Here is a 22,995-nt window from a genome sequence, read left to right as displayed (position 1 = left end):
GCATGAAATTTAAACGTAACCAGGTGGAAGATGTACATATCAATCTGACACCCATGATTGATTGCCTGCTATTTATTTTGGTCTTTCTGCTGCTTTCAACCACGTTTAACCAGATGAGCCGGATGAACCTGACGCTTCCAGATGCGCAAGGTGTACCGCCAAAGAATTTTGACCAGAAAATTGAAGTGATTGTGGATGCCAATGGTCACTATGCCGTAAATGGTCAGTCTATTGCCAGTAAGGACGCAGCAGATTTAAATACGGCAATTAAACAGATTTCGAATGAACGTCGTGATTTAATGTTTGTCATTGCCGCTGATGCAAAAGCGACACATCAGGATGTTATTCGTGTCATGGACGTTGCAGGGCAACTTGGCTTTGTCAATGTCAACATCAGTACGAAAGTACCAACTCGAGGTTATTAGTGAAGCACGATTTTAAGGTCTATCTTCGCCTTTTAAGCTATTTAAAACCATTTTGGGGCACAGCCTTAATTGTCCTGCTTGGTTTTTCTATAAATGCGGCGACAGAAGTTTCTGTTGCCAAATTACTGGAATATATCATTGAGGCGATTCAAAACAGAGACCAGGGTTTCACCTTACTTTTCCCATTCTTAGTGGTAGTACTGATGTTCTTCCGGGGGCTAGGCCTATTCCTCGGTGGGTATTATACGGCGGTCATCTCCCGTAATCTGGTATTTAATATTCGTCAGGAAGTCTTTGCCAAAATATTGCGTTTGCCTGCGCAATATTTTCTGGACAATACCAGCGGTCATATTACGGCCAAAATTATGTATAACGTTGAGCAGCTCACCGCAGCCTCAACTGAAGCACTTAGAACGATCATTCAGCAAGGTCTGATCACAATTGCCTTATTGGGATATCTTTTATATACCAACTGGCGTTTAACCATGTGTATTCTGATCTTTGGACCCGTGATTGGTTTTGTGATCAGTAAAGCTTCAAAACGGATGCGCAAGCTATCACAACAGGTTCAGGACACTATGGGTGATGTGAACCATGTGGTTCAGGAAACGGTAAATGCCAATCTGATTGTCAAAGGTTTTGGTGGTCAGATTTATGAGCAGAAACGCTTTAAACAGAATTCTTTGGAAAATCTACGCCGTGGCTTGAAAATGGTGGCAGTACAGCAGCTGAACAGTCCAGTGGTACAGCTGATCATGTCAGTTTCACTCAGTATAGTGATGTATATTGCATTGCGCCCACAAATTTTGGGAGATACGACTGCGGGTGAATTTGTTGCTTATATTACAGCTGCTGGCATGTTGGCGCGACCAATCAAGACATTAACTGATGTGAATGAAAAAATTCAGCGTGGTATGGCGGCCGCACATTCTGTGTTTGAATTGCTAGATATGCCTGAAGAGCATAATACCGGCAAACTCAATGATGCCTTAAAAGGCAACATTCAATTTAAAGATGTCAATCTGGTTTATGGCGATGGTCACCATGCGATTCATGACTTTAACCTAGAAGTGAAAGCGGGCGAGACTGTAGCATTGGTTGGGCGTTCAGGAGCAGGTAAAACTTCTCTGGTGAATCTGTTGGTACGTTATCAGGAAGCTACATCCGGGCAAATTTTACTGGATCAAAAACCGATTACTGATTATGAGTTGACTGCTTTACGTACCCAGATCGCGATGGTAAACCAGCAGGTAGTGCTGTTTAACCGTACTGTTCGTGAAAATATTGCTTATGGCCAGCTAGAAAATGCGAGTGATGAAGAAATCATTGCAGCGGCAAAAGCTGCCTATGCACATGATTTCATTATGGCCTTGCCACAAGGTTATGATACGCCACTAGGTGCTCAAGGTCTGAATCTGTCAGGTGGTCAGCGTCAGCGTATTGCGATCGCCCGTGCTATTCTGAAAAATGCACCGATTCTGATTCTGGATGAAGCGACCAGTGCGCTGGATAATGAATCTGAATACTTTATTCAGCGTGCCTTTGATCAGGCGATGCAAGATCGGACTACGATTGTGATTGCCCACCGTCTGTCAACAATTGAAAATGCCGACCACATTGTAGTGATGGATCAAGGTCGTATTATAGAGCAGGGTAATCATGCTGAGCTGATTGCACGTCAAGGTGCTTATTATCAGCTGCACCAACGTAATTTCGAGGAACATTAAGTCATGGCTTTGGCACAGATCATTCAGGATGCTTGGAATACACAGGCAAAGTGGCTGGTTGTGCTGCGTCCTTTGTCCTGGCTTTACCGCTTGGGTTTTGTCAGTAACCACTGGCTTTACCGTAAAGGGATTAAAAAAAGCTATACCGCACCTATTCCAGTAATGGTGATTGGAAATATTACCGTAGGTGGGAGTGGTAAAACACCTTTACTGATTCATCTGGTGGATTACCTCACTGAAAAAGGCCTACGGATTGGTGTAATCAGTCGAGGTTATGGTGGTAAAGGTCCTTTTCCTGCTTATGTAGATTTAAATACCTTGCCTGAAGTGGTAGGTGATGAACCAGCCTTAATTGTCCAAGCGACTGGTGTGCCGATGGCTGTAGGGCCAAATCGTCAAAAGAGCATTGAGCTTCTGCTAGAAAAGCATGCACTGGATTTAATTATTTGTGATGACGGTTTGCAGCACTGGGCTTTAAATCGTCAAATTGAATGGATTGTGCTGGATAATAACCGAGGCTTGGGCAACCAGAAACTTTTACCAGAAGGTTATCTGCGTGAACCCGTTACCCGGTTGGAAAAAGGTACCGTGATTGAACATGCAGCAAATCCAGTTTCGCCTTTGCATATGCATCTTGCAGCCTCTCAGCCGTATTTATTAAATCAGGATGTTATCAAAAGCTTTGATCCAACTGCGGCTTTCTATGCAGTAGTCGGCATCGGTTTTCCACAGCGTTTTTATCAAACACTAGAACATCTGGGGCTGCAGCAATTTCAGTGTCATGAATTTCCAGATCATCATGATTATGAAATTGAAGATCTGCAATTCGATGACAATAGTCCGATCATTACGACTGAAAAAGATGCAGTTAAAATTATGGCATTACTCAAACAGTATCCAGATTATCAGCGGGATATCTGGGTGGTGCCGGTCGATGCAGTCTTGTCACCTGCCTGTTATACAATATTGCAGCAGCAATTAGAGCAACAGGGTATTTCTATTTCCTAAGGTTTATTTACGATGAAACATATAGTTATTCCTGCACGCTTCTCCAGTTCACGTTTGCCGGGTAAACCTTTGCTGGAAATCCATGGTCGTCCGATGATTCTGCGTGTCGTGGATCAGGCCAAAAAAGTACAGGGCTTTGATGACCTGTGTGTGGCAACAGATGATGAACGTATTGCCGAAGTTTGCCGTGCTGAAGGTGTTGATGTGGTCCTGACTTCAGCAGATCATCCATCAGGTACCGATCGTCTAAGCGAGGTAGCTCGAATCAAGGGCTGGGCGAGTGATGACATTATTGTGAATGTACAGGGTGATGAACCTTTATTGCCAGCTCAGTTAGTTAAACAGGTCGCGCAACTCTTAGAAGATCAACCGGCTTGCTCAATGTCGACTCTGTGTGAGCCAATTCATCATTTAGAGGAATTCAAGCGTGACAGTATCGTTAAGGTTGTGATGTCTAAGCAAAATCAGGCATTGTATTTTAGTCGTGCTACGATTCCTTATGACCGTGATGGTGCCAAGCTGACTGAACAAAAACTGCATGATCAGGCTTATCGCCATTTGGGCTTATATGCTTACCGTGTGAAACTGCTACAGGAATATGTAACCTGGGAAATGGGTGTGCTGGAAAAACTGGAATCTTTAGAACAGTTACGTGTACTGGAAAATGGTCACCGTATTGCCATTGCTGTGGCAGAAGCCAATTTACCGCCAGGTGTCGATACGCAGGAAGATCTGGATCGCTTAAACCAGATGGATCCATCTTCTTTTGCTTAATTTGAGAATTCTCCATGCCGCTTGATGTCAATGCACAGATTTATCCATGGCAGCAACAGGTTTGGGAAACGCTAACCGGGCGTTTTCCTAAGCTTGGGCATGGTTTATTGTTCTATGGAAAAAAAGGCTGTGGTAAAGAAGCCTTTGCCCAGCAGTTTCTGGCCTGGGTTTTATGCCTGAACCGTCAGCCTGATGGGCCATGCGGTGAGTGTGGTAGCTGTCAGTGGCTGAAAGCGGATACCCATCCGAATTACGTCTATATCAGTACTGATGAAGACAATAAAAAACAGAATGCCAAAATTAAAATTGAAAAAATCCGTGATCTTCTTCCTTTTGTACAGCAGACCGTTGATGGCTGGCGCGTCATTGTCATTGAACCCGCTGAAGCATTGAATATTGCCTCTTCCAATGCCTTGCTGAAAACTCTGGAAGAACCGGGTGAAAATATTGTCATTATTCTGCTTGCGGACCATTATCTGAAATTACCTGCAACTATCCGCAGTCGTTTACAGCATTTTGCCTTAGACCGGATTTCATCAGCGCAATTCAGTGAATATGTAGAGGCACAGTTACCTGAAGCAGGTTCGAGCCAGCAGCAGTTATTGATGAATTTATCCAATCAAATGCCTTTGCAAGCGATTGAGGTTGCACAAAGTTCCTGGTTGCCATTACGTCAGGAATTCATGGAAGACTGGAAAAAACTGGTCATTCAAAAAAATATGCCAATGGCAATTGCGACCAAATGGAATAAAAGCCTGAGTTTTGGTGAATTTGGTCAAATGTTTGAATACTTGTTGTCCGATTTAATTTGTGTCAAGCTAAATCAGGCCGTAAAAAACATTGATCTGGACTTTAATGTATTGGCCGAACAATATTCATTGGAAACACTTTTTAAAATTTATGAGGATTTTCAGCGAGCCAAACAATATCTTGAGCAGAACGTACAAAGTAATCTGGTGCTCGATGAATTGTGTATCAAGCTGATGAATCTTTAGCTTAAGGGGAAAACAAGATGCAACCACGTATGGGCGGTATTATTCAGGCTAATATTCCGGATATTGAAACGTTATTTGCCAGTTATATGCCATATGTTGTAGGTGGTGGACTTTTTATTCCTTCCAAGCAGCCAGTAAAATTAGGTGAAGAAGTTTTTGTTTTGACGACTTTACCTGAACAGACGCAGAAAATTCCATTAACCGGAAAAGTAATCTGGATATCTCAAAAGCAGAATGGCATCAAGCCACAAGGTTTTGGGATTCAGCTCACCGGTGAAAAAGGCGTTTTCTTCAAAAATGAAGCAGATCGTCTGGTTGCGGGTCTTAAATCTGATGGACGTAAAAGTTACACTATGTAGTTAATTTACCTTTGGTAGGAACTCATTGTGTTTGTAGATACTCATTGCCATTTAACGCTGCTTGATTTAACACCTTATAACGGTGATCTGGATCAGGCGCTCGCTCAGGCCCGTGAAGCAGGCGTATCCAAGTTTATGAGTATCTCGGTGGATCTGGATGATCATATCGAGCTGGCAAAAATCGCGGCCCGTCATCCTGATGTCGGTTATACCGTCGGTGTACATCCTTGCGAAGATGCGGCAACGATGGCGCGTGCGACTACTGAATATCTGGTTGAACTGGCACAGCCAGAAAAAGTCTGGGCGCTGGGTGAAACGGGGCTCGATTATTATCACAGCACCGATTTTATTGCCGAGCAAAAAGACTGTTTTGCCCGTCATATCCATGCCTCACAAATTGTGAAAAAACCTGTCGTCGTGCATACCCGTTCTGCCAAGCACGATACTGTTGATATTATCCGTGCAGAGAAATCTACCCATGGCATTTTGCACTGTTTTACCGAAGACTGGGAAACCGCTAAAGCTGTTTTAGACTGCGGTTACTATGTGTCTTTCTCCGGTATTGTTTCTTTTAAAAATGCCCAGGATTTGCGTGACGTGGCCAAACAGGTTCCACTTGATCGGGTTTTAATCGAAACGGATAGTCCTTACCTTGCTCCAATGCCATATCGTGGCAAATCTAATGAACCAAAATACGTTCCTTATGTAGCCAAAGCGCTTTGCGATGTATATGATAAGTCGCTAGAAGAAATGGCTTATATCACAAAGCAGAACTTTGAGAATCTTCTGAATTCAAAGTAAGTAAAGTTAGATAAGAGTACAAGAGAGTTATAGGGTGAAGATGGATCGTCAGGCTCAGTTTCGAGCAAGAGAAACCTTGATTTTTCAAGTTGCAGAACAGTTACTGCTAGAAAATGGTGAAGCAGGGATGACCCTGGATGCACTGGCAGCAGAACTGGATCTGGCCAAAGGCACTCTTTATAAGCATTTCCAGAGTAAAGATGAATTGTACATATTGCTGATTATCCGTAATGAGCGCATGTTGCTGGAAATGATCCAGGATAGTGATAAGGCTTTTCCTGAACATCTGGCATTCTTTATGTTGCATCATCTGCATCACCCTGAACGTACTGTCCTTTTTCATCAGATTGAAGAACGTCTTTCTACAACAGGTGTTGGAATTCAGCACCTGTTTAGCGAACTTTATCAGGTGCGCAAACAGCGCTTACGTCTGATTATCCGTATGACTGAAAGCTATCTGGCTTCAATCAATAGCAGCATGTCGGTGCGTGATTATCTGGCCTCAATTTGGTCGATGACCCATGGTGCAGCTGCGATTCTGAACTCCAGTTTTTATCAGCGCTATCTCGGTTCACGCGATACCTTGCGCGTTGCCCTTATTGATCAAGCTTTAGCTTTACCGAAACAGGTCCATCCTGCCGAGCAGTTCGCCTAAGAGTTGCCTATGATCAGATCACATCACGCCTCCATTCGTGGATTCACTCTAATCGAAGTGATGGTGGTGATTGTGATTATGAGTATTATGGCATCACTAGTTGTATTGAATATTGGTGGAGTAGATCAGCGCAAGGCAATGCAGGCACGAGAAGTCCTGTTACTGGATTTGCAAAGAATCTTGCGGGAATCCAATGATCAATCCCGTATTCTTGCGCTTGATGTTCAGGCTGCCACTGATGTTTCACCATTTCGCTACGGGATCGTGGAATATCGTTCACCTAATCAGGCAGAATCAACTTTAAATCAGCAGAAATGGCAAAGTTATGCGGAGTTTAATCTGCGTAGTTTACCAGAGCAGGTCTCTTTCCGGATTCAGCCTTTAGAGCAACATTATAATAATGCCCAAAATCGGGATCTTACTGAAGTTAATGCACCTAAGCTAATCTGGTTAGGCAATGGTGAAGTTAAACCGGTCAGAATCCAGTTCTATTTGGAAGATCGTGAAGTGGGCAATCCGATTGAAATTGATCACTTGGGTAAAGTCCATGAAAGCTAGGGTTTTCAAGCAGAGTGCCGGAGCTGATGTAATCAAGTTATTTAAGTCAAATGCTGATCGTGCGCACTCCGGGCATAGCTCTTCGTCTTGCGCAGCGGTAAAACAGCATTTCACTCATCGCGGCTCCTCAAGCACAGCTTTCGGACTTTCTTGCGCGACAATGCCGCTCAGGTCGAGGATTACTCGACTTAATCGTGCCTCAGGATTTACCTTGCTGGAAGTGATGGTCGCGCTGGCGATCTTTGCCACAGCAGCCATGACCCTGACTAAAGTTGCTATGCAATATACCCAATCGACTTCGAATGCCATTTTGAGAACCCAAGCCCAGTTTGTTGCCTTGAATGAAGCAGCACTAATGGAAATCAATCAGCAGTGGCTTACTGGTACAGAATCTAAACAACTCACTCAACAGGGCGAAACCTGGCAAATCGATAAGCGCAGTGAGCCTACCGTAAGTCCTAATGTACAACGCATTGAATTACAGGTGAGTCTGGTCAACACTGAAACCGGTCAGGCAGAAAATGGAATTAGCAGCTTGATGTTCTTTAATCACCGGATGAATGAAGCGCCATGAAGTCTAAGGGATTTACGCTGGTCGAACTACTGGTTGCTATTGCTATTTTCGCCTTACTCTCTGCTCTAGGCTGGAAAGTATTTGATTATATTGTACAAACCAAAGACCGTAATGCAGTGCATGAACAGCGCTTAAGTCAGTTGCAAGATACTTATCAGCAGATCTTGCGTGATACGGTGCAGGCGGTGCCTTTAACGGCCAATATTAATGGTGATATTCAGCCGGCACTGGTTTTGCAAAACGGACGTTTTAACTTTAGTAAGACTGGAGTCACCGATCCTCTGGAAGAGGGGATTTCTCCAGATGAACGGGTTGAATATCAGTACCGGGCAGATGAACAAAAACTCTATCGCCTGAAATACCGGAATTTAAACCAGACCGGGCGTGATCAACCTGAATCCAGTGTGTTGTTGTCCGATGTTGAGCAGTTTCAGATCGTAGTACTTAATCCAAATGAAATGACCCAATGGCCAGACTCATCTTTTGATTTAAATCAGATTGAGCAAAAACAGCGTCTACCCAAAGGCATTAAAATCAACTTAATGGTTAATGGGGTTAGTTATGAGTGGATTTTTAGTTTATTGAATACAGATTTCCTGCTTGAAACCCAAAAGTTAACCTGACAAAGAATAATAAAATGCAGATGAACAAAGCAATGATGATCAAACAGCAGAAGGGGATTGCTCTGATTACCATTCTAGTGATGGTGGCGCTTGCAACTATTTTGGCTGCGACTATTGCTAAACGTCAGGCCGCAACTGTTGAAAGTACCGCTTATTTAATGCGACAAAACCAGTCTTTGATGTATGCCAAAAGTGCTGAAGCGTTTTTTTCTGAATTGCTAGTTGATGACGCAGAGAATGCAGCGGAAGTTGATCATTTAAATGAAACCTGGGCGCAGCCAATGCCGGCTTTTCCAGTTGAAGATGGTCATGTCTCGGGAATACTGCAAGATGAATCGGGTAAGTTTAATTTAAATAGCCTGATTACAGCAGAAGGTACGGTGAATGAAAATGCTAAAGCCTGGTTCGAGCTGATATTAAAACGTGCTGGATTGCCAGAGCAGTTGAGTGAAGCCGTGATCGACTGGCAGGATGAAGATGAAATGCCAAATGGCCCAATGGGTGCAGAATCTAATTATTATCAGGGCTTGCCGAATGGTTCCCTGCCTCCGAATGCCAAATTTCATAGCGTTGAAGAGCTGAAACTGGTACGAGGCTTTGAAGAAAACAAGTACAAACTAATTGCACCTTATCTAAGTACAGCGCCTGTAGCAGATACTACGGTCAATATTAATACCGCATCTGCATTTCTTTTGGCGAGCATGGATGAAAAGCTGGATGTGAATGCCGTGCAGCAATTGCTGGATCGCCGTCAGGCAAATCTGGAATATTTTTCCAATGTAGCTGATCTTTGGACACTAGAACCCTTTGCTCAGGTGGATGCAGCCAAACACAACCTGTTTAATAACCTGCTTGGGGTGCAATCCAATCACTTTAAAGCACGTATCGAAGTGATGCTGAGTGAGCGTAAACGTCAGTTTAGTAGTGATCTGGTGCGGCAGGACAAGAAGGTTTATGTTGCCTATCGAAGCATGGCACCTTTTTAAAATTCCACCATTTTTAAATAATCTCATTTTTTGGAATTTAATCTGTTTTCGCTTCAATCCCTTTTGCCTATCATGATGAACTGCAAAATTAATCCTCATCGGTTTACTTTTGCTTTATAATTGAAATTAATTCACCTATTTTTTGACGACATTACGGCATATGTTAATTCGTAAGTTATTTAAGTTTGAAAATGCTCATATTGTGCGTAACTGCACCTCGGATCGCTGTAAACGTTCAATCCATGGTCACAGTTATAAAGTCGAGTTATTGCTGAAAGCGTCGAAGTTGGATAATGGCCAGATGGTATATGATTTTGGTCTGCTCAAAGGGGTGATTAAGGATTTCTTTGATTCTTTTGACCATGCGATCTGCTTCTGGCAAAAAGATGATCCTGAATATATTCAGGCATGCAAGAATTTTAGCGCGCGCTGGGTATCTTTGCCGGTTTCGCCATCTGCAGAACAATTTTCACGTATTTTCTTCTTCCTGGCTCAGCAGGTATTGGCATCCACCATTACTCAGAATGGCGAAGGGGATGTTGAAGTTTATTCTGTGATTGTTCATGAAACTGATACCGGCTATGCGCAAAGCTTCCTGGAGGATATCCAGAATGAACAGATGGGTCCACTTAGCCTGGAACAGATTGAATTCTCGGAGCAGGTGCGGGCAGAATGGACAGATCCAGAGATGTTTGCGAAACTGAAACAGGGTCTCCCATTCCATAATCCGGCTGTGGATCTGCAAGTCCAGCCTTAAAAATTCGAATATAAACGCAGACTGACATAGATTTAGGATTGAAGCATGTCTTTAAATGAACAGCAAATTGCGAAACTGAATAAAGTTCAGTTAGATGACAGCTGGAAATATGGACTCAGTGAGTTTTTATTGAGTCCAAAAATGGATGCGTTAAAAACGTTTTTAATTGAAGAAAAAAAAGCAGACAAGGTGATTTATCCACCGAATCACCTGATTTTTAATGCTTTGAATACCACACCATTAGACCGGGTTAAAGTGGTCATTATTGGTCAGGATCCTTATCATGGTCCGAATCAGGCGCATGGTTTAAGCTTCTCGGTGCAAAAAGGGGTTGCATTACCTCCATCTTTACGTAATATTTTTCATGAGTTACATAATGATTTAGGCGTAAAAATCCCTAAACATGGTGATTTAACTCATTGGGCGGAACAGGGTGTACTTCTGCTCAACGCTGTACTGACCGTAGAGGCAGCACAGCCAACTTCACATCAGAAACGTGGCTGGGAAGAATTCACAGATCACGTCATTGATGTATTGAATGAACAACGTGAACATATCGTTTTTATTCTTTGGGGCGCATACGCACAGCGTAAAGGACAGCGCATTGATCAAAATAAACACCTGGTCTTAAAGGCAGCACATCCTTCGCCTTTGTCAGCAAACCGCGGTGGTTTTTTTGGTTGTAAAGTTTTTTCGAAAACGAATAATTATCTCAAACAACATGGCATTGAGCCTATAGATTGGCAGCTGGACGCATGACTTATTCTCCTGTAACTAAACCTTATCATCCTGACCTGATTGTTGAACAAGCCAATAATGGCTGGCGCATTGTACGCCTGAATCGTCCAAAATCATTACACGCTTTAGATGAATCCCTGGTTTCTGCACTACTGGAAGTTTTTCAGGACTTTCATACAGATGACAGCGTTAAAGCGATCTGGCTGGATTCAACTACACCTAAAGCATTTTGTGCCGGTGGCGATGTGCGTAAGCTGCGTCAATTAGTAATTAATGATGAAGTGGCAACGGCCAATAAGTTTTTTGAACAGGAATATGCGCTAGATCTATTGCTGCATAACTATGCCAAGCCGGTATTGGTGTGGGGTGAAGGTTATGTTATGGGTGGTGGTTTAGGCCTGTTTATGGCGGCTCCATTCCGTTTGGTGACGCCGTATTCACGTCTGGCCATGCCTGAGATTAATATTGGTTTATATCCAGATGTGGGTGCGACCCGCTTCCTAGCAGACCGTGGAGCGATTGGCCTGTTTACAGGTTTAACGGGTTCCATTATGACTGCTGCGGGTGCTTACGGTATTGGCTGGGCGACTCATATCTGTGATGCACAGCGTGATTCAGTATTAGATAAGGTCGTAAATATAGACTGGGAACATTATCCAGCTGGGGATTTCCGTGCGATTGATGATACCTTGAATAGTATGCATCGTCCGGTAGGCCCGGGTCCTCTGCAAAACTCACTGGATGTAATCCACAGTGTATGTCGTGGAATGAACTTTGAACATGACTATGAATCGATTATCGGTCTAAGTGATGCGCGCAGTGACTGGTTACGTCAGGCCAGCGAAAACCTGCAAAAAGGTTCACCTGCAACCGCTGCTCTAAGCTGGTTATTATGGCAATGGGGTAAACAGGTTCATTCCTGGAATGAAATTTTTGAACTGGAAACCCAGATTTCAGATTGGAAAATCCGTCATCCTGATTTTGTTGAAGGTGTACGTGCACGACTGGTTGATAAAGATCTGTCTCCAGAATGGCAAAAGGGTAGTGATTTAAGCCTGAAAGGCATTCTGTCTCAGAATCCACCGGTAACCACCATTGAAAGCTGGAATGAGCTACTCAAGCACTATGATGTGATTTAAGTCTGAATGTCCGAAACACAATTTACCGATGAATACTGGATGCGGCTTGCTTATGAGCAGGCTGCACTTGCTGCTGAGCAGGGTGAAATTCCTGTAGGTGCGGTGATTGTCAGTCAAAATCAGGTCATTGGCCGTGGCTACAATGCGCCTATTTCTTTAAATGATCCGACTGCCCATGCTGAAATCGTAGCATTACGTGAAGCTTGTCAGAACCTGAAAAACTACCGCCTGCCTGAAGATGCTGTCCTCTATGTAACTCTGGAACCGTGCACCATGTGTGTAGGTGCATTGGTGCATTCGCGTATTTCACGGGTCGTTTTTGGTACAAATGAGCCCAAAGCAGGTTCTTTGGTGAGTGCACGCAAGCTTTTTGAGACTGGCTACTATAATCATGTATTTCTATTTGACTCGGGCTGTATGCAGCAGCAGTGTGCTGAGCAGTTGAGTGCATTTTTCAAGTTGCGTCGTGAACAAAAACGCCAGCTGAAATTGCAAGAAAAATTACTGAATGCTCATAAATAAATCGAATCTAATTCGTTAAACTTTGCTCACTTTAAAATCATTTATTTTCAGGAAAAAGAAAAATGAAAAATGCGATTCAGGTAAAAAAAGAATTCCCAGCAGCGATTGATAAGGTTTTTGAATTGCTGTCTAAACACGATGCTTATAACGTGGCTTTTGCACCAATGCAGGTGGAACGGATTAAGGATTCGGCAGACCCTGAGCGCCCAGATGGTGTGGGTTCTGTGCGTAGCATGGGTTTAGGTCCAGTCAAGCCGCTAAAAGAGCAAATTACCTTGCTAGAGCCGAACTCCCGTATTGAATACAAGATCGTAAAGAATCCTTTGATTAAACATCATTTGGGTATTATTGAGTTTGAAGCATTGGACGATAACAAAAGTCTGGTGACTTATACGATAGAATTGCAGGCACGTCTTCCATTTGTCAGTAAATTAATTCTTGCACAGCTCAAGACAGGGATTAAACTAGGCCTCGCAAAACTTGCAAAATCTGTATAAATATCGGGAAAGTAATGACAGTTCAAATTATTACCATTGATGGTCCAAGTGGATCTGGCAAAGGCACACTGGCTGCAAAACTTGCAGCACATTACCATTTTCATTTACTGGATTCAGGGGCTTTGTATCGTTTATTAGGACTGTCATTGCATCACCATAATTTACTCGATGAACTGGATACTAAACTGGCTGAATGCGTACAAATTGCAACAAATTTGGATATCCAATTTGTCAGCACTGAATCAGGTGTTCAGGTATGGCTGAATGGTGAAGATGTCTCCCAAACTATCCGTACCGAACGGGTGGGTGAGTATGCTTCAAAAGTTGCTGCAATTCCTGAACTTAGAACTGCTCTGGTGGCCCGTCAACATGCTTTTGCTCAAGCTCCTGGTCTAGTGGCAGATGGCCGCGATATGGCGACCAGTATCTTCCCAGATGCACAAGCCAAGATTTATTTGACAGCTTCGGCTGAATCCCGTGCGCAAAGACGTGTAAAGCAGTTGCAGGGTATGGGGCTGGATGTTAAAATAAACGACATTTTAGCTAATATCGAAGCGCGGGATAAACGAGATATGGAACGCACTGTTGCTCCGCTCAAACCTGCTGCTGATGCGTACATCATCGACAGTTCAGATCTGAATATCGATGAAGTATTCAAGCTGATGACCACATATGTGGATCAGCAATTAGCTCAATAACCCTATTATTTCAGCAGACGCATAGCTTGATCAGTTTTATATGGACTATGTAGATGCTTAATTAAACCGGCCTTGTCTGATCCAAGACCGCTGACTTTATCGGATATATCATGACCGAATCTTTTGCAGCCCTTTTTGAAGAAAGCGAATTAAACCTCAACGTTGAAAAGGGTGCAGTCATCCAAGGCGTTGTAGTAAGCATCGACTCTGATTGGGTAACTGTTGACACTGGCCTTAAATCTGAAGGCGTTGTTGACCGTGCTGAGTTCTTAAATGAACAGCGCGAACTTGAAGTTCAAGTTGGCGACACTGTAGACGTAGTTGTTGAAGCACTTGACAACGGTATGGGTCAAACAGTTCTTTCTCGCGAAAAAGCTAAACGCGCTGAGACTTGGACTAAACTTGAAAAAATCTTTGAAGACGGCGAAATCGTTACTGGTGTTATCTCTGGTAAAGTTAAAGGCGGTTTCACTGTTGACATCGGTCCAGTTCGTGCGTTCCTTCCAGGTTCTTTAGTTGATACTCGTCCTATCCGTGATACTACTCACTTGGAAGGTAAAGAGTTAGAATTCAAAGTAATCAAACTTGACGCTAAACGTAACAACGTTGTTGTTTCACGTCGTGCTGTTATGGAAGCTGAATCTTCAGCTGACCGTGAAGCGCTTCTTGCTCAGCTTGAAGAAGGTCAAACAGTTACTGGTACTATTAAAAACCTTACTGACTACGGTGCATTCGTTGACCTTGGCGGTATCGACGGTCTTCTTCACATCACTGATATGGCTTGGAAACGTATCAAGCACCCATCAGAAGTTGTTGAAGTGGGTCAAGAAGTTACTGTTAAAGTACTTAAATTCGACCGCGAACGTAACCGCGTATCTTTAGGCCTTAAACAATTAGGCGAAGATCCATGGTTAGCGATCATGAGCCGTTACCCTAAAGGTTCTATCGTTAAAGCTCGCGTAACTAACCTGACTGACTACGGCTGTTTCGCAGAAATCGCTGAAGGTGTTGAAGGCTTAGTACACGTTTCAGAAATGGATCACACTAACAAAAACATCCACCCATCTAAAGTAGTTCAGATCGGTGACGAAGTTGATGTTATGGTTCTTGAAGTAGACGAAGAGCGTCGTCGTATTTCTCTTGGTATTAAACAAACTCGTGCTAACCCATGGGAAGAGTTTGCTAAGAACCACGACAAAGGTGAAAAAGTTTCAGGTACTATCAAGTCAATCACTGACTTCGGTATCTTCATCGGTCTACCAGGCGGTATCGATGGTCTAGTTCACTTGTCTGACATCTCTTGGAACGAACAAGGCGAAGAAGCGATCCGTCGTTACAAGAAAGGTGACACTGTTGAAGCAGTTATCTTGTCTGTAGATGCTGAAGGCAACCGTATCAGCCTTGGTATCAAACAATTGAACAGCGATCCGTTCAATGATTTCTTAGCTGCTAACGAACGCGGTGCGCTTGTTAAAGGTACTGTAACTGCAGTTGACGCTAAAGGCGCTACTGTTAAGTTAGCTGATGAAGTTGAAGCAACTCTTAAAGCATCTGAAATCAACCGCGACCGCGTTGAAGATGCGACTAAATTCCTAGAAGTTGGTCAAGAAGTTGAAGCTAAGATCATCAATGTAGATCGTAAATCTCGCTCTATCAACTTGTCTATCAAAGCGAAAGACGAAGCTGAAGAGAAAGAAGCTGTTGCTAACCTGAAAACAGCTGCTGCTGGTCAAGACAATGGTCCTAAAACTATTGGTGACTTGATCAAAGCGCAAATGAATCACTAAGAGTAGATGGTGAATTGTATTGTTAATGTAAGTTAAGTAATACTTTTTACACAAATACTGTAAACGGTAGCGTAGTATTTAATTATTGCGCTACCGTTTTGTATTTAAACAGGTTATTATCGGAAAATAGATCCCGAGTAGCTTGATAATTAAAGAGGTCGCAGATGACTACTGAAGCACTTAATAAGTCTGACTTAATAGAGCGCATCGCGCTAAAGAATCCGCATTTGGCTGAACCTTTAGTGGAAGAAGCAGTTAAAATTATGATTGATCAAATGATTGAAGCTTTATCATCTGATAACCGTATTGAGATTCGCGGGTTTGGCAGCTTTGCATTGCATCATCGTGAGCCTCGTGTGGGTCGTAATCCTAAAACTGGTAAATCTGTTGAAGTTGCAGCAAAAGCTGTTCCACACTTTAAGCCAGGTAAAGCACTTCGTGATGCAGTAAACGAATCTGCAAACAAATAAACAAGATATTTACGGGGTGTTCATGCGTTACGTTCTGGTCATTCTTTTATTGCTCGTCTTTGGCTATTCATTAGCTTTGGTGTTGCAAAACGGGACTGAGGTCTCAGTGGACTTGTTATTTACTCAAGTTCCTGCAATGCGCTTAGGGTTATTGCTCCTTTTGACTCTTTCCTTAGGAATAGTGGTTGGCTTGTTACTCGGTGTGCAGGTTTTCCGCGTTTTTCAGAGTAATTGGGAAATTAAACGACTACGTAAAGATATTGAACATCTACGTAAGGAACAGTTGAATACTGCCAAGATGATGGCAGCAGAAGCGGCAGCTCATACACGACATGAGAAAACAGTATTAGATATTAATTCTAATGACAGGCCATCGGCACCGCTTTAGACAAAAATGAGAAGTCGAAGTAATCTACTGATTTTTTTACTTCGCCTGTTTTGATTAAACGCCTTTTAGCTTAGCTTCTAAGGCGTTTTTTATTGCTAAATTATATTTAGAAGAAATATATAAAAATTATATAAATAAATGACTTAATTTGAATCAAAAAAATCATTTTTGCGAAAATATTCTTGGTTGTTATAGGGCTAGTCCGTATAATGGTTTAATTTTGTCAATTTGAAGGGTCTTCTCATGAGTATCATCGTTGCACTGGATGCTAAAAGTCAATTTGATGCCTTAACGATTGCAGAGCAGCTCGATCCTGCCTTATGTCGAGTAAAGGTGGGCAAAGAGTTATTTACTCATGAAGGTCCTATCATTGTAAAAGCACTTCAAGACAAAGGTTTTGACGTGTTTTTAGATCTGAAGTTCCATGATATTCCGAATACCACTGCACAAGCGGTATGTGCTGCGGCAGACTTGGGCGTGTGGATGGTCAATGTCCACGCTTCAGGTGGTCGTAAAATGATGGAGACCTGTGTTGAGCGTTTAAAAGCAGGTAACTATAAGACTCAACTCATTGCGGTAACTGTGTTGACTTCAATGGGGCGTGAAGACTTGAAAGATATTGGCTTGGATATTGAGCCTAATGAACATGTAAAACGTCTGGCTCAACTCACCAAAGATAGTGGCTTGGATGGGGTGGTCTGTTCCGCACAAGAAGCGAAAATGCTGCGTGAAACTATTGGACAAGACTTTGCACTGGTCACTCCTGGGATTCGTCCTGAAGGTTCAAATGCAGACGATCAAAAACGTATTGTGACACCAAAACAGGCAATGCTGGATGGCTCAACACATCTGGTGATTGGACGACCAATTACCAAGTCGGAAAATCCTCGTCAAACTCTAAAAGATATTCTGGCAACATTGTAATTTCTGCTACCCGATAAAAAGCCTTTCATATGAAAGGCTTTTTTTATACATTGAAAAAAGCAGTATAAAAATAAAAAGGAATTTCAGATGAGAATAATAAAGACACCAGAACAAAAAATGCTAGAACAAAGGCTGGAGATGGAAAAAATAGCAGATCAGTTTGAGCAGCAGGAAAAATATAAACAACAGGCACAGTCGGGCTCATGGGACTGGATGTCAGGCCTTGATAGCATAGATATTGTAGAATTGGCTTCAGAGATGATGGAGACGGTAGGGGATTCATTGAGTAGGGTTGATTTGAATTTTTAATATTCCGCAGTTTATTTTTATTTCAAATTGAATCCCCCCTAAATCCCCCTTTATGAAAGGGGGACTTCTCCTCCCTTTTTTAAAGGGAGGTCGGGAGGGATTTTTAAATCACCGCCAACACACTTACCGCTACTGGCGCCAATACGGATAAAATAAAACCACTCACCATGGCATGTGGAATAAAATCATTGCCACAGGCCTGTTTGACCATAGGTAAAGTCACATCCATCGCAGTCGCACCTGCAGCAGAAATTGCTGATCTTGGGTAACGCCAACCGGCACAATACATCAGTAAAATCGCAAAAATTTCCCGAAACAGGTCATTCATCAGGGCAATACTGCCCAGTTCCGCATTTCTCAGTTCTGTAACGACAACACCCGACATTGAATAAAAACCATAACCTTGTGACAGCATAATCAGGTCTTTTAAATGAATATCCGGATTCCAGAAAGAATAGGCAATTGCAGCCACGCATGAACCAGCAATACAACCCGCCGGAACTAGCAAGATTTTCCAGTTTAACCATGAGCGGTCAAGTGGTGAGTAGGCAAGATCCAGTCCAATTAGAAACATAAAGACCAGTAATAAATGCCAAGTGCTGATCTGAACAGAAAGACCCATTTGAGTGGAACTATAATGCAGCAAGTATCCAGCAGCTAAGGCGAAGAACGCATAACTGATATTGATCAGTGATTTAATCACTAGCTCAGTGGATACCCGTCCAGAAGAAGGCTGGAAATCTGCCCATTTAAAGAGCAGATAACAACAGCCAAATGCCCCAATAGAGGTGAGAAAAGCAATTGTAATAGAGGTATTTAGAATCTGAGCAGGATGAGGTAATTCCGCTAAAAGTTCAGAAAACTCAAAAGCGATGGCAATCAGCAAAATATAACTAAAATACGGAAGAACCTTAAAGCAGATTTTTGTGAGGGGAGCAGGAAGCCGTTTCGCAAAAACAAAACCAAGCACTAAACAGACCAGAAGCTGGGATACTAACCAAAGCGATTGCATAATAAAAAAGTATGATAAATCAGTCTTTATTATGCCATCGCTAGCATTATGAATGTGAGGGGCTTTTAACCGGCTTTATTTAAAAAATAATAATCTGCTGCATTAAGGGTTTTGGTTTTGAGCCAGTATTTCCAGGTATAAGTGGGCCACAAGGCAAAATTTTTCCCACCTTCCTGCTGATACCAGCTAACGCAGCCAGATTGCCAGACCGTATTGTCCAGCATATGTTGGACATCCTGGTTGAATTTTTCCTGTACCTGATCTTTGACCACAATCGCATCACTATGTGATTGTTCCACTAGGGCGATCATTTGTAGAATATAACTTACTTGGGCTTCAATCATAAAAAGCACTGAGTTATGTGCCAGCACAGTATTTGGTCCTAATAGCTGGAACAGATTCGGAAAACCTTTCACACAGATCCCATAATAGCTTTCAGCACCGTCTTTCCAGAGATCATTTAAGTGAATGCCATTCAGGCCAGTGCAATCAAAATTTTTCAGATAAATTCTTGGATCAGTAATAAATCCGGTACCGTAGATCAGGCAGTCAATCGGACGTTCTTTACCATCTACTGTAATAATACTGTTTTCAGTCACTTCACAAATGCCTTCAGTAACCAGTTCCACATTTTTACGGTTAAAGGTAGGGAAATATTGATTAGACACCAGAATCCGTTTACAGCCCATGATGTAGCCTGGAGTTAACTTCTTGGCAGTTTCCTTGTCCTTGACCTGATAGCGAATATAAGCTTCAGCCAGTTTCTGAGCATATTTCATGACAGCCGGTTTAACGATAGGCACCACGCGTGATTCATTAGACCAGTACAGGCGAATCCGGTGTAACTTGCGGAACCATTCATATTTGGAAAATAGCTTTTTTTCCAGGTCATGATATAGGCGCTCATCCCGTGGAATAACCCAAGCCGCAGTACGTTGCAAGACATAGAGCTGTTTGCATTCGGGTGCAATTTCAGGGATATATTGAATTGCACTGCCACCAGTCCCAATCGATGCAACATTTTTTCCCTTGAGATCATAATGATGATCCCAGTGAGAAGAGTGAAAGATTTTACCCTTAAATTTTTCAATGCCCGTAATATGAGGAATTTGAGGAACATGTAAAGGACCAGAGGCAAATACTACAAACTGGGCTTCCAGAATGCTTTGATCATGCAGATGGATTTGCCATAAACAGCGCTCTTGCTGATAATGAACCCCGAGTACTTCGGTATTCAGCCGAGCAAAAGCCCGAAGATTATAATCACTGACTAAATCTTGAATATAGCTAAAAATTTCCGGTGCTTCGGCATAGCGTTTTGACCAGTCAGTTTTGGGGGCAAAAGAAAGGGAATACATGTGTGATTGCACATCACAGGCCGCTCCCGGATACTGATTATCGCGCCAGGTTCCACCAAAATCGCTATCTTTTTCTATAATAATAAAATCATGGATGCCTTGCTGCTGTAAACGTATTGCCATCGCTATCCCGCCAAAACCGGCACCGATAATGGCCACTTTGGTATAAGGATGAGTGTGGGTAAGGCTTGTATTGTCCAGCATCTTCGCATTCCTTGCTTATTTTAATAATGGATAATTATCTTGATTTATTAACTGGCCATTAGATATAAAATTGATCTAAACGGCAATAGCCGACTGCTTATTTTTATAGTACAACTAGAGCTATCACATTGTATTTGTATGGTTATGAAACGTTCTGTTCTCAGTCTGATGTATCTGATCCAGGGCATGCGCAAGGCTGGCATAGAGGTCGATCAAAAACTGCAAAATATCGGCTTGCGTGTTGATGCGCTTGATCCGACTTCAATTATTCACCCAAGCGTAGAATATGATGTGCTCAAGGTGGTGGGTCAGGATATCCAGCCAGAACAGGGTTTATTGATCGGCCAGCATTATGCATTGGCAGGTTATGGGCCTTTGCTGATGTTGTTGGTGACCAGTCCTACTGTACGTGATGCGATGCACCAGGTGATTCGTTTTCAGCAATTGACGCATCTTACCGGTCAGTTGGGAGTGGAGCAAAGTGAGTACCGCAGTGCGCTTTGCTATTATCCCAAGAAAACGGAAGATCATCTGGGAATGCTGGTCGCGCAAGCTGAGATTTCAGGTACTTTCAAGTTCATTCGCGATATTTACAAGATGATGGGTTTGTCCAAGCCTGACTTGCAGATTGAACTGCCTTTCGCCGCACCGGAACAACCTGCTACCCAGAAAATCTATCATGATTATTATGGAACACAGGTACAGTTTGGTGCTGCAAGAGCTGCATTCTGGTTTGATGAGGCCATTTTGGATATCCGGATTCCTTCAGCAGATGCGGAGACCTTTGCAGTCTATGAAGCAAAGTGTCTGGCTGAACTGGAACGTCTGGCGGAAGATGCTGATGTCCCGACTGTGGTACAGCGAGTACAGGATTATCTGGAGCTGCAAACCGGTTTGATGCCGAGTATGGCTGAAACGGCTCAGGCTCTGAATATTCCAGAACGTACTTTACGCCATCAATTACAGCAGTTCGATACCAGTTATAAACAGATTCGCGAAGAGATTATTAAAGATAAAGCTTTGCGACTCATTGAATATAAACAGTATTCGATTGAAATGATTGCAGAGTTATTGGGTTATTCCGAACCGGCTGCTTTTAACCATGCCTTTAAGCGTTGGTTTGGGCAAAGTCCTCGGCAATATATAAAATAGCCTAAGTTAGTTAATGCCAAAGTGTTATAGTGTGCGTTCTAAACTCCGCTATAATTAAACAGATCCTGAATAGTACGAAACCTATGTCCGATTTTAATTCACAGCACAGCACCGCTTTTAGTCCGATCTCTCCTGCAGAACGTTATGCACAGGCTTTGTCTTCAGGACAGTTTATGCCTGATGATGCACAAGCCATGGCAGTACATGAGCTAAATCGTACCTGGCTGGAATTAATTCAGCGCTTTAAAGCGTCTAAGAAAGCCTTTCGCCGTTTCCGCCGTCAGACTTCGCCGAAGGGTGTATACATGTGGGGCGGAGTAGGTCGTGGCAAGACCTGGCTCATGGATCAGTTTTATGAGTCGATTCCATTTCGCCGCAAAACCCGTATGCACTTTCACCATTTTATGCAGCATGTGCATCGTGAGTTAAACAAGCTTTCAGGTCAGCGTAATCCGCTGGATCTCGTAGCGGATCAGATTTATAAAGATGCTGTGGTGATCTGCTTTGATGAATTTTTTGTATCTAACGTGACAGATGCCATGATTCTGAGTGATCTGTTCCAGAAGCTGTTTGAACGTGGCATTACGCTAGTAGCGACTTCGAACATTGCACCGGATGGTTTATATAAAAACGGGATTCACCGTGACCGTTTTCTGCCAACCATTGAAATGGTCAAGAAAAACTGTGTCATTCTGAATGTAGATGCTGGTGTGGATTACCGTTTACGTGTCTTAAAGCAGGCGCAATTATTCAAATATCCACTAACGCATGATAATAAAAATTGGTTGGCACATCGCTATACCGCACTGACTCAAACCCAAACCTCTTCTCAAGAACCAATCATCATCAATAACCGCATTGTTGAAACTGTGGCACATACTGAAGATGTGTTGTGGTGTGAGTTCTCTGAACTATGCCTAAAACCGCGTAGTCCGGCTGACTTCATTGAAATTGCGAATATCTATAATACGGTATTGGTCAGCAATGTGCCGCATTTAACCGATTTCCTAAATGATGCCACACGCCGTTTTATTTATCTGGTCGATGAATTTTATGACCGTGGAGTCAAATTACTGCTGACTTCAGAAGATAATATTATTGATCTTTATAAAGGTGAGCGACTGGCTTTCGAAATTGAACGGACTCGTTCACGTTTGCTAGAGATGCAGTCAGATGAATACCTGCATTCTGAACATCGCCAGATCGAGAAAATAGCTTCAAGTGAGCCTGAATAAATACAACAAGCGCTGGTCATGACCGGCGCTTTTTTATGCATTCCATTGCGTCAAAGATCGACAAGCTCAGCCAAACATGGCTTAATCTTGATCTAAATATGACCTTGTATAAAAAGAACGGACAACTTTTATTCAAAAATCTGAACTTAAGTCTAATTTCTACATTTCAAAAACTTTATACACTGTCATGAGGGTATTTAGCAGGATGATATTGCATCGTGTGTGACATCATTTAATAAGAATATGAGGGTATTCTTATTAGAAAAATGCTCATTATTTTGCGGTGTGATAGTACTATTCAGCTAGATTTTAATCGGTAT

The 22,995-nt window shown here is 42.7% G+C and carries 27 protein-coding genes; 25 read left to right on the top strand and 2 right to left on the bottom strand.

Annotation, left to right across the window (positions count from 1 at the left end; genetic code table 11):
• The first annotated feature begins 2 nt into the window (after positions 1–2).
• The 23 genes from FTV34_RS03015 (at position 3) to FTV34_RS02905 (ending at position 17,714) form a co-directional block, all read left to right on the top strand.
• Complete coding sequence (locus FTV34_RS03015; RefSeq protein WP_004784014.1) at positions 3–425, top strand: biopolymer transporter ExbD; 423 nt, start codon at positions 3–5, stop codon at positions 423–425.
• Positions 425–2,152, top strand: coding sequence for a lipid A export permease/ATP-binding protein MsbA (gene msbA, locus FTV34_RS03010; RefSeq protein ID WP_180068807.1), 1,728 nt, complete (start codon positions 425–427; stop codon positions 2,150–2,152). The genes FTV34_RS03015 and msbA overlap by 1 nt, the downstream gene beginning before the upstream one ends.
• A 3-nt stretch (positions 2,153–2,155) precedes the next feature.
• Positions 2,156–3,160: a tetraacyldisaccharide 4'-kinase gene (lpxK, locus tag FTV34_RS03005; protein ID WP_125279030.1), complete on the top strand. Its 1,005-nt coding sequence runs from the start codon at positions 2,156–2,158 to the stop codon at positions 3,158–3,160.
• A gap of 12 nt (positions 3,161–3,172) precedes the next feature.
• Positions 3,173–3,934: a 3-deoxy-manno-octulosonate cytidylyltransferase gene (gene kdsB / locus FTV34_RS03000; RefSeq protein ID WP_180068805.1), complete on the top strand. Its 762-nt coding sequence runs from the start codon at positions 3,173–3,175 to the stop codon at positions 3,932–3,934.
• 14 nt (positions 3,935–3,948) lie between these two features.
• On the top strand, positions 3,949–4,929 hold the full coding sequence (locus FTV34_RS02995; protein WP_180068803.1) for a DNA polymerase III subunit delta' C-terminal domain-containing protein: 981 nt from the start codon (positions 3,949–3,951) through the stop codon (positions 4,927–4,929).
• A gap of 17 nt (positions 4,930–4,946) precedes the next feature.
• Entirely contained in the window at positions 4,947–5,288 is a 342-nt protein-coding gene (locus FTV34_RS02990; protein WP_005236142.1) for a PilZ domain-containing protein, read from the top strand.
• A 27-nt stretch (positions 5,289–5,315) separates the two neighbouring features.
• A complete protein-coding gene (locus FTV34_RS02985) occupies positions 5,316–6,089 on the top strand; it encodes a TatD family hydrolase (RefSeq protein ID WP_004783999.1) in 774 nt (257 codons plus the stop codon).
• Between the two features lie 40 nt (positions 6,090–6,129).
• Entirely contained in the window at positions 6,130–6,744 is a 615-nt protein-coding gene (locus tag FTV34_RS02980; protein ID WP_125279027.1) for a TetR/AcrR family transcriptional regulator, read from the top strand.
• A gap of 9 nt (positions 6,745–6,753) precedes the next feature.
• Complete coding sequence (locus FTV34_RS02975) at positions 6,754–7,302, top strand: type II secretion system protein (RefSeq protein WP_180068801.1); 549 nt, start codon at positions 6,754–6,756, stop codon at positions 7,300–7,302.
• Entirely contained in the window at positions 7,292–7,876 is a 585-nt protein-coding gene (gspI, locus tag FTV34_RS02970; RefSeq protein WP_180053395.1) for a type II secretion system minor pseudopilin GspI, read from the top strand. Before FTV34_RS02975 ends, gspI begins: the two co-directional genes overlap by 11 nt.
• The gene (gene gspJ, locus FTV34_RS02965) at positions 7,873–8,499 is read left to right on the top strand and encodes a type II secretion system minor pseudopilin GspJ (protein WP_180068799.1); all 627 of its coding nucleotides are present in this window, start codon (positions 7,873–7,875) and stop codon (positions 8,497–8,499) included. Before gspI ends, gspJ begins: the two co-directional genes overlap by 4 nt.
• Before the next feature lie 14 nt (positions 8,500–8,513).
• On the top strand, positions 8,514–9,485 hold the full coding sequence (gspK, locus tag FTV34_RS02960; RefSeq protein ID WP_180068797.1) for a type II secretion system minor pseudopilin GspK: 972 nt from the start codon (positions 8,514–8,516) through the stop codon (positions 9,483–9,485).
• 160 nt (positions 9,486–9,645) lie between these two features.
• A complete protein-coding gene (locus FTV34_RS02955) occupies positions 9,646–10,242 on the top strand; it encodes a 6-carboxytetrahydropterin synthase (RefSeq protein WP_180068795.1) in 597 nt (198 codons plus the stop codon).
• Positions 10,243–10,287: 45 nt separating this feature from the next.
• Positions 10,288–11,001 carry a uracil-DNA glycosylase gene (ung, locus tag FTV34_RS02950; protein WP_004783992.1) on the top strand — a complete coding sequence of 238 codons (714 nt, stop codon included), beginning with the start codon at positions 10,288–10,290 and terminating at the stop codon, positions 10,999–11,001.
• Positions 10,998–12,119, top strand: coding sequence for an enoyl-CoA hydratase/isomerase family protein (locus FTV34_RS02945; RefSeq protein WP_166139446.1), 1,122 nt, complete (start codon positions 10,998–11,000; stop codon positions 12,117–12,119). Before ung ends, FTV34_RS02945 begins: the two co-directional genes overlap by 4 nt.
• Before the next feature lie 6 nt (positions 12,120–12,125).
• Positions 12,126–12,641, top strand: a complete 516-nt coding sequence (gene tadA / locus FTV34_RS02940) for a tRNA adenosine(34) deaminase TadA (RefSeq protein WP_104425959.1) — start codon at positions 12,126–12,128, stop codon at positions 12,639–12,641.
• A 62-nt stretch (positions 12,642–12,703) separates the two neighbouring features.
• Positions 12,704–13,138 (top strand): SRPBCC family protein, encoded by a 435-nt coding sequence (locus FTV34_RS02935; RefSeq protein ID WP_004783989.1) that lies wholly within the window; start codon positions 12,704–12,706, stop codon positions 13,136–13,138.
• 14 nt (positions 13,139–13,152) lie between these two features.
• Positions 13,153–13,836, top strand: coding sequence for a (d)CMP kinase (gene cmk, locus FTV34_RS02930; protein WP_179992441.1), 684 nt, complete (start codon positions 13,153–13,155; stop codon positions 13,834–13,836).
• Between the two features lie 110 nt (positions 13,837–13,946).
• Complete coding sequence (gene rpsA, locus FTV34_RS02925; protein ID WP_004783987.1) at positions 13,947–15,623, top strand: 30S ribosomal protein S1; 1,677 nt, start codon at positions 13,947–13,949, stop codon at positions 15,621–15,623.
• A 164-nt stretch (positions 15,624–15,787) separates the two neighbouring features.
• The gene (locus FTV34_RS02920) at positions 15,788–16,093 is read left to right on the top strand and encodes an integration host factor subunit beta (RefSeq protein WP_005097312.1); all 306 of its coding nucleotides are present in this window, start codon (positions 15,788–15,790) and stop codon (positions 16,091–16,093) included.
• A gap of 22 nt (positions 16,094–16,115) precedes the next feature.
• On the top strand, positions 16,116–16,481 hold the full coding sequence (locus FTV34_RS02915) for a lipopolysaccharide assembly protein LapA domain-containing protein (RefSeq protein WP_005236124.1): 366 nt from the start codon (positions 16,116–16,118) through the stop codon (positions 16,479–16,481).
• A 228-nt stretch (positions 16,482–16,709) separates the two neighbouring features.
• Entirely contained in the window at positions 16,710–17,405 is a 696-nt protein-coding gene (gene pyrF, locus FTV34_RS02910; protein WP_171521872.1) for an orotidine-5'-phosphate decarboxylase, read from the top strand.
• Positions 17,406–17,492: 87 nt separating this feature from the next.
• Entirely contained in the window at positions 17,493–17,714 is a 222-nt protein-coding gene (locus FTV34_RS02905; protein WP_005236122.1) for a hypothetical protein, read from the top strand.
• Positions 17,715–17,817: 103 nt separating this feature from the next.
• Here FTV34_RS02905 and FTV34_RS02900 read toward each other — a convergent pair whose 3' ends face one another.
• Positions 17,818–18,726 carry a lysine exporter LysO family protein gene (locus FTV34_RS02900; RefSeq protein ID WP_180068793.1) on the bottom strand — a complete coding sequence of 303 codons (909 nt, stop codon included), beginning with the start codon at positions 18,724–18,726 and terminating at the stop codon, positions 17,818–17,820.
• 65 nt (positions 18,727–18,791) lie between these two features.
• On the bottom strand, positions 18,792–20,288 hold the full coding sequence (locus FTV34_RS02895; protein ID WP_180068791.1) for an NAD(P)/FAD-dependent oxidoreductase: 1,497 nt from the start codon (positions 20,286–20,288) through the stop codon (positions 18,792–18,794).
• A 144-nt stretch (positions 20,289–20,432) separates the two neighbouring features.
• Here FTV34_RS02895 and FTV34_RS02890 point away from each other — a divergent pair, with 144 nt between their 5' ends.
• Together FTV34_RS02890 and zapE are read left to right on the top strand one after the other, a co-directional pair.
• A complete protein-coding gene (locus tag FTV34_RS02890) occupies positions 20,433–21,440 on the top strand; it encodes an AraC family transcriptional regulator (protein WP_180068789.1) in 1,008 nt (335 codons plus the stop codon).
• Between the two features lie 83 nt (positions 21,441–21,523).
• Positions 21,524–22,675 carry a cell division protein ZapE gene (zapE, locus tag FTV34_RS02885; RefSeq protein WP_104425963.1) on the top strand — a complete coding sequence of 384 codons (1,152 nt, stop codon included), beginning with the start codon at positions 21,524–21,526 and terminating at the stop codon, positions 22,673–22,675.
• Positions 22,676–22,995: the final 320 nt, after the last annotated feature.

The sequence above is a fragment of the Acinetobacter sp. YH16038 genome (assembly GCF_013417275.1).
Classification (GTDB): domain Bacteria; phylum Pseudomonadota; class Gammaproteobacteria; order Pseudomonadales; family Moraxellaceae; genus Acinetobacter.
This window is presented reverse-complemented; position numbering and strand designations above follow the sequence as displayed.

What these genes read in the sequence shown, in the direction of transcription:
- FTV34_RS03015 (WP_004784014.1), top strand. Translation starts at nt 3, where the DNA reads ATGAAATTTAAACGTAACCAGGTGGAAGATGTACATATCAATCTGACA.
- lpxK (WP_125279030.1), top strand. Translation starts at nt 2,156, where the DNA reads ATGGCTTTGGCACAGATCATTCAGGATGCTTGGAATACACAGGCAAAG.
- kdsB (WP_180068805.1), top strand. Translation starts at nt 3,173, where the DNA reads ATGAAACATATAGTTATTCCTGCACGCTTCTCCAGTTCACGTTTGCCG.
- FTV34_RS02995 (WP_180068803.1), top strand. Translation starts at nt 3,949, where the DNA reads ATGCCGCTTGATGTCAATGCACAGATTTATCCATGGCAGCAACAGGTT.
- FTV34_RS02990 (WP_005236142.1), top strand. Translation starts at nt 4,947, where the DNA reads ATGCAACCACGTATGGGCGGTATTATTCAGGCTAATATTCCGGATATT.
- FTV34_RS02980 (WP_125279027.1), top strand. Translation starts at nt 6,130, where the DNA reads ATGGATCGTCAGGCTCAGTTTCGAGCAAGAGAAACCTTGATTTTTCAA.
- FTV34_RS02975 (WP_180068801.1), top strand. Translation starts at nt 6,754, where the DNA reads ATGATCAGATCACATCACGCCTCCATTCGTGGATTCACTCTAATCGAA.
- gspI (WP_180053395.1), top strand. Translation starts at nt 7,292, where the DNA reads ATGAAAGCTAGGGTTTTCAAGCAGAGTGCCGGAGCTGATGTAATCAAG.
- gspJ (WP_180068799.1), top strand. Translation starts at nt 7,873, where the DNA reads ATGAAGTCTAAGGGATTTACGCTGGTCGAACTACTGGTTGCTATTGCT.
- gspK (WP_180068797.1), top strand. Translation starts at nt 8,514, where the DNA reads ATGCAGATGAACAAAGCAATGATGATCAAACAGCAGAAGGGGATTGCT.
- FTV34_RS02955 (WP_180068795.1), top strand. Translation starts at nt 9,646, where the DNA reads ATGTTAATTCGTAAGTTATTTAAGTTTGAAAATGCTCATATTGTGCGT.
- ung (WP_004783992.1), top strand. Translation starts at nt 10,288, where the DNA reads ATGTCTTTAAATGAACAGCAAATTGCGAAACTGAATAAAGTTCAGTTA.
- FTV34_RS02945 (WP_166139446.1), top strand. Translation starts at nt 10,998, where the DNA reads ATGACTTATTCTCCTGTAACTAAACCTTATCATCCTGACCTGATTGTT.
- tadA (WP_104425959.1), top strand. Translation starts at nt 12,126, where the DNA reads ATGTCCGAAACACAATTTACCGATGAATACTGGATGCGGCTTGCTTAT.
- FTV34_RS02935 (WP_004783989.1), top strand. Translation starts at nt 12,704, where the DNA reads ATGAAAAATGCGATTCAGGTAAAAAAAGAATTCCCAGCAGCGATTGAT.
- cmk (WP_179992441.1), top strand. Translation starts at nt 13,153, where the DNA reads ATGACAGTTCAAATTATTACCATTGATGGTCCAAGTGGATCTGGCAAA.
- rpsA (WP_004783987.1), top strand. Translation starts at nt 13,947, where the DNA reads ATGACCGAATCTTTTGCAGCCCTTTTTGAAGAAAGCGAATTAAACCTC.
- FTV34_RS02920 (WP_005097312.1), top strand. Translation starts at nt 15,788, where the DNA reads ATGACTACTGAAGCACTTAATAAGTCTGACTTAATAGAGCGCATCGCG.
- FTV34_RS02915 (WP_005236124.1), top strand. Translation starts at nt 16,116, where the DNA reads ATGCGTTACGTTCTGGTCATTCTTTTATTGCTCGTCTTTGGCTATTCA.
- FTV34_RS02905 (WP_005236122.1), top strand. Translation starts at nt 17,493, where the DNA reads ATGAGAATAATAAAGACACCAGAACAAAAAATGCTAGAACAAAGGCTG.
- FTV34_RS02900 (WP_180068793.1), bottom strand. Translation starts at nt 18,726, where the DNA reads ATGCAATCGCTTTGGTTAGTATCCCAGCTTCTGGTCTGTTTAGTGCTT.
- FTV34_RS02895 (WP_180068791.1), bottom strand. Translation starts at nt 20,288, where the DNA reads ATGCTGGACAATACAAGCCTTACCCACACTCATCCTTATACCAAAGTG.
- FTV34_RS02890 (WP_180068789.1), top strand. Translation starts at nt 20,433, where the DNA reads ATGAAACGTTCTGTTCTCAGTCTGATGTATCTGATCCAGGGCATGCGC.
- zapE (WP_104425963.1), top strand. Translation starts at nt 21,524, where the DNA reads ATGTCCGATTTTAATTCACAGCACAGCACCGCTTTTAGTCCGATCTCT.